This is a genomic window from Enterobacter sp. E12 (assembly GCF_014596715.2).
GTDB classification, from domain to species: domain Bacteria; phylum Pseudomonadota; class Gammaproteobacteria; order Enterobacterales; family Enterobacteriaceae; genus Enterobacter; species Enterobacter bugandensis.
In genome coordinates this window covers 1490198-1504219 of sequence record NZ_CP115601.1, presented here as the reverse complement: position 1 = coordinate 1504219, position 14022 = coordinate 1490198, and the positions used below count along the sequence as shown (strand labels likewise).

At 59.3% G+C, this 14022-nt stretch carries 8 protein-coding genes; 3 read left to right on the top strand and 5 right to left on the bottom strand.

What is annotated here, in order from left to right; all coding sequences use genetic code 11:
- Nucleotides 1-93: 93 nt before the first annotated feature.
- The 3 genes from iroC to IB212_RS07130 all read left to right on the top strand — a co-directional run bounded on the left by iroC (nucleotide 94) and on the right by IB212_RS07130 (nucleotide 6124).
- Nucleotides 94-3753: a salmochelin/enterobactin export ABC transporter IroC gene (gene iroC, locus IB212_RS07140; protein WP_051486110.1), complete on the top strand. Its 3660-nt coding sequence runs from the start codon at nucleotides 94-96 to the stop codon at nucleotides 3751-3753.
- Between the two features lie 101 nt (nucleotides 3754-3854).
- Nucleotides 3855-5084 carry an esterase family protein gene (locus IB212_RS07135; protein WP_032102662.1) on the top strand — a complete coding sequence of 410 codons (1230 nt, stop codon included), beginning with the start codon at nucleotides 3855-3857 and terminating at the stop codon, nucleotides 5082-5084.
- An 83-nt stretch (nucleotides 5085-5167) separates the two neighbouring features.
- Entirely contained in the window at nucleotides 5168-6124 is a 957-nt protein-coding gene (locus tag IB212_RS07130; RefSeq protein WP_032647796.1) for an alpha/beta hydrolase, read from the top strand.
- A 44-nt stretch (nucleotides 6125-6168) separates the two neighbouring features.
- On the opposite strand, the gene iroN is transcribed toward IB212_RS07130, so the two are convergent.
- From iroN to IB212_RS07105, 5 genes are all read right to left on the bottom strand, one after another.
- Nucleotides 6169-8343 carry a siderophore salmochelin receptor IroN gene (gene iroN, locus IB212_RS07125; RefSeq protein WP_120787296.1) on the bottom strand — a complete coding sequence of 725 codons (2175 nt, stop codon included), beginning with the start codon at nucleotides 8341-8343 and terminating at the stop codon, nucleotides 6169-6171.
- Nucleotides 8344-8689: 346 nt separating this feature from the next.
- Nucleotides 8690-9730, bottom strand: coding sequence for an aldo/keto reductase (locus IB212_RS07120; RefSeq protein ID WP_041910712.1), 1041 nt, complete (start codon nucleotides 9728-9730; stop codon nucleotides 8690-8692).
- 102 nt (nucleotides 9731-9832) lie between these two features.
- The gene (locus tag IB212_RS07115) at nucleotides 9833-11356 is read right to left on the bottom strand and encodes an efflux transporter outer membrane subunit (protein WP_041910713.1); all 1524 of its coding nucleotides are present in this window, start codon (nucleotides 11354-11356) and stop codon (nucleotides 9833-9835) included.
- The gene (locus IB212_RS07110; RefSeq protein WP_028012453.1) at nucleotides 11356-12927 is read right to left on the bottom strand and encodes a DHA2 family efflux MFS transporter permease subunit; all 1572 of its coding nucleotides are present in this window, start codon (nucleotides 12925-12927) and stop codon (nucleotides 11356-11358) included. Before IB212_RS07110 ends, IB212_RS07115 begins: the two co-directional genes overlap by 1 nt.
- Nucleotides 12924-14018 carry an HlyD family secretion protein gene (locus IB212_RS07105; protein WP_041910714.1) on the bottom strand — a complete coding sequence of 365 codons (1095 nt, stop codon included), beginning with the start codon at nucleotides 14016-14018 and terminating at the stop codon, nucleotides 12924-12926. Before IB212_RS07105 ends, IB212_RS07110 begins: the two co-directional genes overlap by 4 nt.
- Nucleotides 14019-14022 lie beyond the last annotated feature (4 nt).

Genomic DNA, 14022 nt, shown 5'->3' with positions numbered 1-14022 from the left:
CGCCCGTAACAATGCGGGACCGGATCGGGCTGGCGCTTTTTTTTGCACAGCGATCCGACTTGGATCCTATTGTTTACAGACGGAGGAGGCTTAATGCCTGCGACTCACTCTCCCACTCCTGCGCGGTCCTGGATAGTTCGCCTGGCACGCGTGTGCTGGGAACGTAAGAAACTTAGCATCATCGTAGTGGTAGCGTCGGTCTCGACCATTCTGCTGGCCGCGCTGACGCCGTTGCTGACAAGGCAAGCGGTGAACGACGCGCTGGCGGGCAATCCGACTCGTCTGCCGTGGCTGGCCTGCGGGCTATTGCTGATTGCCTTTTTTGATTTCATCGGTAACTACGTGCGCCGCGGTTATGCCGGGGAGCTCTCGCTCTGGGTGCAGCACACCCTGCGAGGACGGGCATTCGACAGTATTCAAAAACTTGACGGCGCAGGCCAGGACGCACTGCGCACCGGGCAGGTGATTTCACGGACCAACAGCGATCTGCAGCAGGTGCATACCCTGCTACAGATGTGCCCGGTGCCGCTGGCGGTGTTCACTTATTACATTGCCGGCATTGCCGTGATGCTGTGGATGTCACCCGCCATGACGCTCATCGTCGTGTGCGTACTGGCATGCCTGGCTATCACTGCGCTGCGCGCGCGTCGCCGGGTCTTTGCGCAAACCGGGCTGGCCTCGGACCGACTGGCAAATCTCACCGAACATATGCGCGAGGTGCTGGCGCAGATCTCAGTGGTAAAATCCTGCGTGGCGGAGCTGCGTGAAACGCGCTGGCTGGATCGCCAGTCGCGGCAGATGGTGCGGGTACGCATCGGCGCGGCCATCTCGCAGGCGATGCCAGGTGCCACCATGCTGGCGCTCCCGGTACTCGGGCAAATCGTCCTGCTGTGCTACGGCGGCTGGTCGGTTATGCACGGGCGCATCGATCTCGGCACCTTCGTGGCGTTTGCCAGCTTCCTCGCGATGCTGACCGGGCCAACCCGTGTACTGGCATCGTTTCTGGTTATCGCCCAGCGCACCCAGGCGTCCGTGGAGCGCGTGTTTGCTCTGATCGACACCCGTTCGCAGATGGAAGACGGGACGGAGACGGTTAACGGTCAGGTTATCGGGCTGCAACTGGAGAATATGAGCTTCGAGTACCGTGGCGGCAGACGCATCCTCAGCGATGTCTCCTTTTCCCTGCACGCCGGTGAAACGGTGGCGGTAGTGGGCGCATCGGGTTCCGGGAAATCCACGCTGCTGATGCTGCTGGCGCGTTTTTACGATCCCAGCGCCGGAGAGATATGGCTCAACACCAGCGCAGGCCGACAGAACCTCCGCGATCTCAGGCTGGAGGCGCTTCGTCGTCGGGTAGGCGTTGTGTTTGAGGATGCTTTTCTGTTTGCCGGTACGGTGGCGGAAAATATCGCCTACGGGCACCCTCAGGCAACGGCGGACGACATTCGCCTCGCGGCGAGGGCAGCAGGAGCCAGCGATTTTATCAACGCCCTGCCGAAAGGTTTCGATACCCAATTAACCGAACGCGGTACGAATCTTTCCGGCGGACAGAGGCAGCGAATCGCGCTGGCACGGGCGCTCATTACCGCGCCGGAAGTGTTGATCCTCGATGACACCACCTCGGCGGTCGATGCCGGTACTGAAGCGGAGATCAACACCGCGCTGAGTCGCTATGCTGACGAAAAGCATATGCTGCTGGTGATTGCCCGACGCCGTTCGACGCTTCAGTTAGCCAGCCGGATTGTGGTGCTGGATAAGGGCCGGGTGGTGGACACCGGAACCCAGGCAGAACTTGAAGCGCGCTGTCCGGCGTTCCGCGCGCTGATGACCGGCGACGGCGATTTCCTCGCGCCTTCCCACAGTGGGCCTAACGGATTGTGGCCGGCCGTACCAGCGCCACAAGACGATGCGGCGCAGACGGGGGATAAAGGCTTTGTCGCCCGTATGACGCGCGTGCCGGAAAATGCAGTACAGCAGGCGCTGGCCGGTAAAGGCCGCAAAGTCACGTCGCTGCTGAAGCCCGTGGCGTGGATGTTCGTCATCGCCGCCCTGCTGATCGCCCTCGATTCGGCGGCAGGCGTCGGGGTACTTATACTGCTCCAGCGCGGCATTGACTCCGGCGTTGCCACAGGCGATATGTCGACTATCGGCCTCTGTGCCCTATTCGCCCTGTGCCTGGTGGCCGTGAGCTGGTGCTGTTATTCACTACAGACTGTCTTCGCCGCCAGAGCGGCAGAGTCAGTCCAGCATACGGTGCGCTTGCGCAGCTTCGGCCATATGCTGCGTCTTGGTCTCCCATGGCATGAAAAGCATGTCGATTCGCGTCTGACCCGCATGACCGTAGATGTGGACTCTCTCGCCCGCTTTCTGCAAAACGGCCTTGCCGGTGCAGCCACCAGCCTGGTGACAATGTTCGCCATCGCCGCCGCCATGTTCTGGCTCGACCCGCTCCTGGCGCTGACGGCATTAAGCGCGGTGCCAGTGGTCGCACTGGCAACCTGGATTTATCGCCGCCTCAGCTCCCCTGCTTATGCGCAGGCGCGGCTGGAAATAGGCAAAGTCAACAGCACCCTGCAGGAGAAAGTCTCCGGCTTGCGCGTTGTGCAATCGCATGGCCAGCAGGAACAGGAAGCCGCCCGGCTGCGCGCGTTATCGGATCGGTTCCGTGCGACCCGCGTACGTGCGCAAAAATACCTTGCCGTCTATTTCCCGTTCCTGACCTTCTGCACCGAGGCCTCCTATGCCGCCGTTCTTCTGGTGGGTGCATCGCGAGTCGCCGAAGGCGAAATGACCGCCGGGGTGCTGGCGGCTTTCTTCCTGCTGCTGGGGCAATTCTATGGGCCAGTGCAGCAGTTATCAGGAATTGTCGACGCCTGGCAGCAGGCGACGGCCAGCGGCAAACATATCAATGAACTGCTGGCGACCGAAGGCACAGAGAACATCGAGCCCTCTTCCGCACCGCCCGCCACCGGCGCGCTGCATCTTGATGAGGTCACGTTCAGTTATCCCGACAGTCCTCAACCCGCGCTGAACAAACTTACCCTGACAATCCCTGAGGGAAGGGTCGTCGCGGTCGTTGGTCGCAGCGGTGCGGGTAAGTCAACGCTGATTAAGCTGATCGCCGGATTGTATTCCCCCACCCACGGCAGGATCAGCATTGGCGATCGGATAATTGATGATGCCTCGCTTGCCGATTACCGTCGCCAGATTGGGCTGGTCGATCAGGATGTGGCGTTGTTTAGTGGTGATATCGCGGAAAACATTCGTTATTCACGGCCATCCAGTACCAATGACGACGTTGAGATTGCCTCTCAACAGGCAGGGCTGTATGAGACGGTGCGCAATCTGCCGCAGGGATTCCGCACACCGGTGAATAACGGCGGTGCCGATCTGTCCGCAGGTCAGCGCCAGCTGATTGCGCTGGCCCGCGCACAACTGGCGAATGCTCACATCCTGCTGCTCGATGAAGCCACGTCACGCCTGGATCGCACATCCGAAGAGCGATTGATGTCATCGTTAACAGACGTCGCGCACGCCGGGAAGCACCTGGCGCTGATTGTGGCGCACCGTCTGACCACCGCGCAGCGCTGCGATCTGATTGCCGTTATCGATAAGGGGCAGCTTGCGGAATACGGCACCCACGAACAGCTGTTAGCGGCCGGCGGCCTCTACACCCGCTTGTGGCATGACAGCGTCGGCAGCTCTGTTCCCCATCGCCAGCACGACATCACGGGGGAAATCGTGGAAGAGTAATTGCGCACGTAAGACATTACAAAACACGCGCTAAAGCGGCTGTTCCCGGAATAGCCGCTTTAGCTATTTATACTGACACCCTTCATATTCAAAGAGAGTGAATGCTGAACATGCAACAACATCCCTCTGCTATCGCCAGGCTGCGCAGCCAGCTGGCAGCAGGCCACATTGCTAACCTTTCTGACTTCTGGCGAGACGCTGAGTCGCTAAATGTACCGCTGGTGACGCCAGTCGACGGAGCGAAAGACGAGCGTGATGTGACATTTCTGTGGCGCGCCAGGCACCCTCTACAGGGCGTTTACCTGCGTCTGAATCGGGTGACGGATAAAGAGCACGTGGCGAAAGGGATGATGACCGCCCTTCCCGCGACGGATATCTGGACTCTGACACTGCGTTTACCCGCAAGCTACTGCGGCTCCTATTCGCTGGTGGAAATCCCCCCCGGCACCCCGGCCGAGACGATTGCACAGTCCGGAGGCCGCTTTGCTACCCTCGTCGGGCACGCCGATCCGCTAAACAAAACGCCGGGGATCAACGTTCGGGGAAGCACACAGGAGTCGGTGCTGGCGCTTGATAAAGCCCCCGCCCAGTCCGAATGGCGCGGCGGGTCACCCAGCGGGCAATTGCTTACCTCGGCGCGCACTCTCGCCGGGGAATCGCGCCGGGTTCGGCTCTATCTGCCGGACGTTGATGTTTCGCAGCCCCTCGGCCTGGTGGTACTGCCCGATGGTGAAACCTGGTTCGATCACCTTGGCGTATGCGCGGCAATTGACGCCGCCATAAACAACGGACGCATCGTGCCTGTGGCTGTACTTGGCATCGATAATATCGATGAACACGAGCGAACTGCGATACTCGGCGGGCGCAGCGAGCTGATAAAGGATATCGCCGGCCAGTTGTTGCCGACGATCCGCGCCGAACACCCGCAGCGGCGGTGGGCAGACCGTTCGCGCACCGTGCTGGCCGGACAGAGCCTCGGCGGGGTCAGCGCGCTCATGGCCGCTCGTTACGCACCGGAAACGTTCGGGCTGGCGCTCAGCCACTCCCCTTCGATGTGGTGGACGCCAGAGGGTGCCAGCCGGCCAAACGTGTTCAGCGAAACCGATTCGTCATGGGTGAGCGAACATCTGCTTTCTGCCCCGCCGCAGGGCGTGCGCATCCGCCTGTGCGTGGGATCGCTGGAAGGTTCGACGGTACCCCACGTTCAGCGGCTGCATCAGCAGTTGCTTACCGCTGGCGTCGACAGCCATTGCGCAATGTATACCGGGGGTCACGATTACGCATGGTGGCGCGGCGCACTGATTGACGGGCTTGGTTTACTCCAGGGTTGACTTGACCCGCGAACACTTTCAGGCAACTGTACAGGCTTCCTGAATAAAGAAAATGTCACCTGCGGAAAAGGAATAAACATCAGATGTATGCCCGCGAGTATCGCCCAACACGCTCACGCAAGGCGCTTGTCACTCTTCTTTCTGGTCTCACCCTTATCTGGAATGCGCACGCTTTCGCAAAGCCGGATATGCAGCCACTGGGGCCGAATATCGCCGATAAAGGCTCTGCGTTTTACCATTTCAGCGTCAACTCGTTCGACTCCGCCGATGGCAGCCGCCATTATCGGGTATGGACGGCCGTGCCAAATAAAGCCGCACCGGCGTCGGGCTACCCGATTTTATATATGCTCGACGGCAACGCAGTTATGGACCGCCTGAACGACGACCTGCTCAAACAGCTGGCAGAAAAATCACCGCCGGTGATTGTGGCTGTCGGGTATCAGACCAACCTCCCCTTCGATCTCAACGGCAGGGCCTACGACTATACGCCAGCAGCAGAAAGCGGCAAAACGGATACCCGCAACGGGCGTTTTAGCCGTAAGAGTGGGGGTAGCAACGACTTTCGCCAGTTACTGGAAACGCGTATAGCGCCAAAGGTGGAACAGGGATTAAATATCGATCGGCAGCGTCGCGGCCTGTGGGGGCACTCCTACGGCGGCCTGTTCGTGCTGGATGCATGGCTGTCTTCCCCTTATTTCCGGACGTATTACAGCGCCAGCCCGTCGTTGGGCAGAGGCCATGATGCGCTACTGAGCCGCATCACGGCGGTTGAGCCGTCGCAATACTGCGCCAGGCGCCTGATGATAATGGAAGGTTCGGCGACGCCGGGCGATAACCGGGAAACGCATGCTGCCGGAGTGCTGACGAAAATTCATGCCACCCTCGCCACGCTGGAAGATAAAGGCGTCAATGCCGCCTTTTGGGATTTCCCAAACCTGGGACACGGGCCGATGTTCAACGCCTCCTTCCGCGGAGCGCTGTTAGATATCAGTGGTGAAAACGCAGGTAACACAGCAGGCTGTCATTCATTAAGCCGCTAAACACTGCCCGCCTTGACGCGGGCAGTACACCTGTAACACTACGATCAAAATGACGCGGTAACACCGGCATAATAAGCCCGGCCAGGCTCGTTATAGGTATTCGCCCCTTCGGAAGATCGGTAAATCTGTTTATCTAAGATATTGCTGACACCAACGTTAAGACGCAGATTTTTATTAATATCGTAATTGAAGTTCGTCCCCACCAGCGAATAAGCGCCCAGCTCTTTACCTGACAGACCGCCAGTATCTTCACTACGAGTTTCCGAATGAGTACGCGGTTTTTGTCTGCCGTATAACGTCCAGTTGACGCTGGCAGAGAACGCCTGGGTGATGGTCCAGTCAAGCGAGTTATTAATGGTGTATTTCGGGATGATCGACAGCGGGTTACCGGTGTCTTTTTGCTCCGAGGTGATCATCCAGGTGGCATTGGTATTCCAGTTCAGACGATCTTTCACCAGCGGGAACGCCATGCTGGCTTCGATACCGTCCACCAGCGCTTTCCCGCCGTTCTGCCACTGGAGAATATATGCGCCGGAAGCGGTTTGCCCGATAACATTATCGCCGGCCACGATCTTATTCTGGTAGTCATTGCGGAAGTAGGTCACGCTGGCATGGTAATCTTCCCAGGCGAACTCCAGCCCAATTTCTTTATTGATGCTAATTTCCGGATCGAGATCTTTATTACCGATCAGGTAGCAGCCGCCCGATGTAATATCTTTTGGACAACCGTTGCCTTTCGAGTAGAGCAGATAACCTTCGCTGGATTGATACAGGTTTGGTGCTTTAAAGGTTCGGGCAATCCCCGCTTTGACTTTGAAGTAATCGCCCAATTCCTGCGAGAGGTTCAGGCTGGGGCTGAAGTTACCGCCGGACTCGTTGAGATAATCAAAGCGCAGGCCGGGAATGATATTCGTGCCGGGAACCGGCTCAATATTATCTTCAATATACAGCGCACTGATTTGGGAATGGTTTTTACTGCTGCGATCCGCAGCCGAGCCAGAAATGCCGCCGATATCACTGTCATCCACGGTCAGGCTGGTAGAGGAAGGATCGTCGAGCTCATCGCGGCTCCACTCCGCACCCACGGTCAGCGTTTGATCGACCAGCGCATTCAGCGGAATATTAAGCTCGCCGCTGGTTCGCCAGGAGCTCAGGCGATTGGTCGTGAACTTTTCATCCGCCGAAATACGCCCTTCACCGCCACCGGATAATCCTTCATTCATGCGGGTGTTATTGGTTTTCTCATAATAGACACCAAAATGGCTTTGACCCCAGTCCCAGATACCATTGTGCGTAACGCCATAATTCTGCCGGTAAAGGCGGTTCGTCTCCTCGCCGGATTTCGCCAGGCTTTCAGTGACGGCACTGGAAGAACTATTTTGCGTATCGCCCGCATAGATATTCCCCTGACGGCTATATCCGGCTTCGAAATCGATAATTTGCTGCGGATTTAATTTCCACGAGACAACGCCGTTAATATCTTTGTTGCGCACCCCTTCATGCCCGGCCGCGTTTTTCGTACCGGCCGAGGAGTTAATATCCCAGCTGTCGGCATCGGTTTTATTCAGGTTTCCGTACAGGCGCATGGTCAGCGCATCGCCAGCCAGCGGCCCGCTAAGGCTGAAGTTGGCGCGACGCGTAGCGCCTTCGTCGCTGCTTTCCGGCTGGTTGGTGTATAACGACAGCGAACCGTGCCAGTCGTTGGTAGGGCGTTTGGTAATGATGTTCACCACCCCGCCCGCTGCGCCCGAACCGTAGCGTGCCGCCGCAGGGCCGCGGATCACTTCAATACGCTCAACCTGTTCCGGTGGCACCCAGTTGGTGTCGCCGCGGGTATCACGCTCTCCACGCCAGCTATAACGCACGGCGTTGCGCGACGTCACCGGCACACCATCAATTAAAATTAAGGTGTTCTCCGGCCCCATGCCGCGAATGTCGATCTGGCGGTTATTACCACGTGTACCCGAGGCGCTGTTGCCGGTCAGATTGACACCGGGCATTTTGCGAATAATATCGGAGAGATCGTTGACCGGAGGGTTCTTTTTAATATCTTCGCTGGTAATAATCGACACGCCCGGCTGCTGTTTGAGTACCTGCTCAGCGGTGGCTTCCACCACCAGGGTCTCGTCGTTATCATCGGAGGATTTTGCCAGTGATACCTGACTGTTCAACCCTGCCAGGAGCGCAGTGAGCGGCCAGAAGATCTTGATAATTCTCATACCCATTCCCTAATACATGCCTAACGTAAAAGTGATCGATCGTTAAGCTCACATCCTTGCCAGATATTTTAAACTGCCATTATTTTTATAATAAGAATGATAATTAATATCATTTGGAGAGAATTAAGGCAATCCTTAATACACGGATGCGCGCATTAATGAAACGCACGCATTGGCCCGGAGTGATTCTTCCCGGGTACCACCCTGTGCGTTCGTAAAGCTGGCATACTGAAACAGCGGAAGAAGAGAACAGCCCATTGGTATTTCGTGTAGTGACATAACGTTAATATGTCATTACAAGGGAACGCAGCCCCGGTAAGCGCAAGCGCCACCGGGGAAAGAAAGGTTACTGCTGCGCGAGCTGATTGCGGCGATACTCCCCCTGCCGCTCCAGCATCCAGCCAGGATATTCCCGCGGCAGCGCGCTCACCGCATCAAGCTGCTGAAGCTCGTCTTCGCTGAGACGGATCCCGGTGGCGGCAATGTTGTCGTCCAGCTGTTCAACGCGCTTCGCGCCAATGATGACGCTGGTCACCGCCTTCTGGTGCAGCAGCCACGCCAGCGCGATTTGCGCCACGGATACGCCCTTACTTTCGGCAATCACGCGCATCACGTCCACGCAGTCAAAGGCGCGATCTTTGTCCACCGGCGGGAAGTCGAACGCCAGACGGCGGCTACCGGCTTCGCTCTGCCCGTCGCGACCATATTTTCCACTCAGCAGGCCGCCCGCCAGCGGGCTCCAGACCATCAGCCCGACGCCTTCGCTCTGCATCATCGGTACCAGCTCGCGCTCAAGATCGCGTCCGGCAATAGTGTAGTACGCCTGCAATGACGCAAAACGCGCCAGCCCGAGTCGCTCGGAAATGCCCAGCGCTTTGGCAATCTGCCACGCCGCCCAGTTCGAGACGCCGATGTAGCGCACGTGGCCGTGCTGCACCAGGTTATCCAGCGCATACAGCGTCTCCTCAATCGGCGTGGCCGGATCGAAACCGTGAAGCTGATAGAGATCGATATGATCGAGCTGCAGGCGGCGCAGGCTCTCCTTCACGCTGCTGATGATGTGATAGCGCGAGCTGCCGCGCGAGTTCACTCCTGCCGTCCCGGTTTCGCCAAATACTTTAGTCGCAACCACCACGTTCTCGCGCGGGATTTTCAGGTTTTTCAGCGCCTGGCCGAGGATCGCCTCCGAGCGCCCTTCCGAGTAAACGTCCGCGGTATCGATAAAGTTGATACCCGCGTCCAGCGCGCGGCCCACCAGCTGTTCTGCTTCGCTCTGCTGGAGCTGACCAATCTTGCCCCACATGCCGCCTTCTCCGCCGAAGGTCATGGTGCCGAGGCACAGTTCAGAAACGAACAGACCGGTGTTGCCCAGTTTTTGATAACGCATAAGATAATCCTCGCATGTCGATTGGGTACCCGATAGTTATACCCGCCCCTCAGCCATCGCGAATGTGGCGTTCCTGTCCGTTTCTTGCCCAATCCTCTGAATCTATCCGCGCGGGGCGTCGCCAAAGACGCTGTAGTCCGGGAGCTGCACCTGCTGATACGGCTCCCAGCCGCCGCCGAGCGCCTTGTAGAGCGCCACCAGATCGAGAGCGCTTTGTACCTGCGCCTGCGCGCGCTGCTGCTCGGCCTGCGCCTGCTGCCGCTGGGCGTCCAGCACGTCAATAAAGCTGGCGATCCCCTGGCGATAGCTGTCGCTCGCCAGGTCAAAGGCGTTTTGCAGGGCATCAATGGTTTTCGCCAGGCCCGCTTCACGCTGCTGGTCGGTGCGATAGCTCACCAGCGCATTTTCGACATCGCCGAGCGCGGTCAGCACCGTCTGGCGATAGTCCAGTACCGCAGCGCCCTGCTGCGCGCGCGCCAGCTTCACGCTGGAGACGAGTCGACCGCCCTGGAAGATGGGGATGGAGACCTGCGGGCCGAAACTGTAGAAGTGGCTGCTCCAGTCGGTCAGCCAGCCGGATTCGCTGTTGCGCAGGCCAAACTGTCCGGAGAGGGTAAAGCTCGGGAACAGCTCGGCCACCGAGACGCCAATCTGCGCCGTGGCGGCATGAAGGTTGGCCTCCGCTTCGCGCACGTCCGGACGGCGGCGCGCCAGCGTGGACGGTATACCAGTCTGCACGATATCCGGCAGCGCGGGCATTGGCTGCGCTGATTGCAGCTCGCTATCCAGCGCCCCCGGCGGCTTGCCGAGCAGAATAGCCAGCCCGTTCATCGCCTGGCGTTCCTGGGCCTGATACTGCGGCAGCTGGGCTTCAAGATTGCCCAGCTGCGCCCGGGCGTTTTCCACGTCCATCTGCGGTGACAGCCCGCCGCGCTGGCGGCTTTCGGTCAGGTCCAGCGTCTGCTGCGCGCTTTTAATCTGGGTGTTCAGGGTAGCGATAATGCTCTGCGCCCCGCGCAGCTGGAGCCACGCGCGCGCCACTTCCGCTTCCAGCGACACCAGCGCATCGTTACGCTGTTCGATGGCGGCCTTCTGCTGCGCCTCGGCGGCTTCCACCTGACGGCGCACCTTGCCCCAGAGGTCGATTTCCCACTGGGCGTCGAAGCTGCCCTGATAAAGGTTAATCGGCTGCGTCAGCGGTCCCAGCGCGCCTCTGAGTTCAGGGTCGACATTATCCAGCTGGTCGTACACGCCGTGGGATTTTAGCTCCCCTTCCAGCCCGAGCTGCTGGCGCGTCGCCTGCAGATTGCCGTTCACCGACGGGAAAAATGCCCCGCCCGCCTGGTTAATCTGTTCACGCGCCCCGGCAATGCGCAGTACCGTTTGCTGCAGCGTCAGGTTTCCGGCGATGGCGCGTTCAACCAGACTGTCGAGCTGCGGCGAGCCGAAGGTTTTCCACCAGCGCGGATTGGTCGCGGCGGAGGTGGTTTGCGATTTTACCGCGCTGTCGCCCTTATCGTTCCAGTGCGTAACGGCGGGTGGCGCAGGCTGCTGGTAGTCCGGCCCGACGGCGCAGCCCACCAGCAGCATCATTATCATCAGGGGGTGTAAACGTCTGTGTATCATCAGTGTGCTCCTGCACTCCCCTCGCTCTTAACCGGCGAGAGCAACAAACAAAACGGAATCAGTAACAAGGCCACCGCGCTCAGGATAGTGAAGACGTCGATGTAGGCCAGGAAGCGGGACTGCTCGATCATCGTCTGGTACATCCGCCCGGTGGCAATCCCGGTCGGATCGCCCACCTGGGTGGTGAAGTTCTGGATCGCCTGGGCGCTTTCGCGAATCGCCAGTTGGAACTGCTCGTTAAACGGCGAGGCGTGGTAGGCAAGATGCGCGCTGTGCGCCTGCGCGCGCTCGGTGATGGCCGCCGTCGAGAGTGAAATCCCGATGGACCCCGCCACGTTGCGGAACATGGTAAACAGCGCCGCCGCATCGGCGTTGAGCCGTCTCGGTATCGAGATGAAGGCGATGGTGGTGAGCGGCACAAACAGGAACCCCAGACCAATCGACTGGGCGCTGCGGAACAGCACCAGGGTTTCGAAGTCAATATCCGGCGTCAGCGTGCGCGACCAGAAGAACGACACCGCCAGGCAGGTAAAGCCAAAGGCAATGATCCAGCGCGTCTGCACCACCGGCATCAGCTTCAGTACCAGCGGGATGGTCAGCACGATCAGCACCGCGCCGGGCGAGAGCACCAGCCCGGACCAGGTGGCGGTATAGCCCAGATCCTGCTGCGCCAGCTGCGGGATCACCACCGAGCTGCCGTAGAGGATCATCGCCATCCCCGCCATCAGCAGGCTGGAGATCGCGAAGTTGCGGTCCTTCATGCAGTGCAGATCCACCACCGGCTTTTTGGCATACATCAGCCAGTAGATTGCGCCGATAATGCCGACCAGCGTCAGCACCGCGAAGGTGCGGATAAAGTTCGAGTAGAACCAGTCGTCATCCTCGCCCCGGTCGAGCATCACCTGCAAACAACCCAGACCGAGGGCGATCAGGCCGATCCCCGTCCAGTCGATGGTCAGCTTCTCTTTTGATTTGCTCTCCCACGGCGGATCTTCCAGCAGCTGGTAGATCGCCAGCACCGTCACAATCCCCACCGGGATGTTGATAAAGAACACCCAGCGCCAGGAGTAGTTGTCGGTGATCCAGCCTCCCAGCGTCGGGCCGAGCACCGGCGCGACGATAATCGCAATGGAGGAAAGCCCAAACGCTTTGCCCCTGTCCTCCGGCTTGAAGTAGTCAAGCAGCACCGACTGCTGGGTGGGCTGCAACCCGCCGCCAAAGAAGCCCTGCATCACGCGGAACAGGATGATTTGCCACAGCTCGGTGGCGATGCCGCACAGGAACGAGCAGATGGTGAACATCACGATGCAAATGAGGAAGAACTGCTTGCGGCCAAAGAGCCGGCTCAGGAACGCCGAGATGGGCAGCACGATGCCGTTCGCCACCAGGTAGCTTGTCAGTACCCAGGTGGATTCGTCGTAGCTGGCCGAGAGCGACCCCGCCACGTGCGGCAGCGCGACGTTGACGATGGTGGTGTCCAGAATTTCCATGAACACCGCCAGGGTGACGACAATCGCCACCGCCCACGGGTTACTGGCGGGCTTCCAGTTATCGTGGCTATGATCCGTCATTCCACGGTGACCTTCGGTTCAACCGACAGCCCCAGCGGCAGCGGCTTGTTCGGATCCAGACCTTTATCAATGACGATTTTTACCGGTACGCGCTGAACAATCTTCACAAAGTTACCGGTGGCGTTTTCCGACGGGAAGGCGGAGAAGCGCGAGCCGCTGCCCTGCTGGATGCTGTCGATATGGCCTTCAAGCTCCATATCCGGCCAGGCATCCACGGAGACGCTAACCTTATCGCCGGGCTTCATGCGCTCAAGCTGGGACTCTTTAAAGTTCGCCACCACCCACACGTTCGGGGAGACCAGCGAGAACAGCGCGGTGCCCGCCTGAACCAGCGTGCCGGGCTGCACGTTGCGTTTGGTGACAAAGCCGTCGAACGGGGCGCGGACTTCGGTGTAAGAGAGGTTCAGATTGGCCGTTTCCAGCTGTGCTTTCGCCTGTTCGACCTGACGCTCGCGGGCTTCGACGTTGGTCTCCTGCTGGCGGATTTGCAGCTGTACCTGCTCCGCCACTTCCAGCTGCGCCTGTGCGCTGGCAAGGCCAGCCTGGGCGCTGCGCAGCTGAGCGTTCGCAGAATCAATACTTTGCTGGGTGGTCGCGCGCGGGTCGACGCCGCGCTGGCGCCGGTACTCTGCCTGCGCGTTCGCCAGATCGGCCTGCGCTTTCAACACCTGCGCTTTGGCTTCGTCACGCTGGGCGGGATACTGCACTTTTGAGAGCGCCAGCTGCGCCTGGGCCTGATGCAGCTGCGCGATAGCCAGCCCAAGCTGAGCCTGAGCCTGATCGCGCTGGGCGGTGGTATCGCGAGGATCGATCACCACCAGCACATCCCCTTTCTTCACGCGCTGGTTATCCCGCACGCGAAGCTCGGTAACGTAGCCCGCCGTTTTGGGGGCAATGGTCACCACGTCGCCGTCGGTAAAGGCGTCGTCGGTGGTCTCTTCGTTGCGGGTTAAAAACCACCAGACCAGCGCCACGATCACCATCACGATGACCACGATGCCAAGGATAATTAACGGTTTTTTGCCCGGGCGTTTACGCTCGTTATTGTTTTTATCCTGCTCGTCAGCAGGTGGATTTTGTTCTTCTGCCATAATT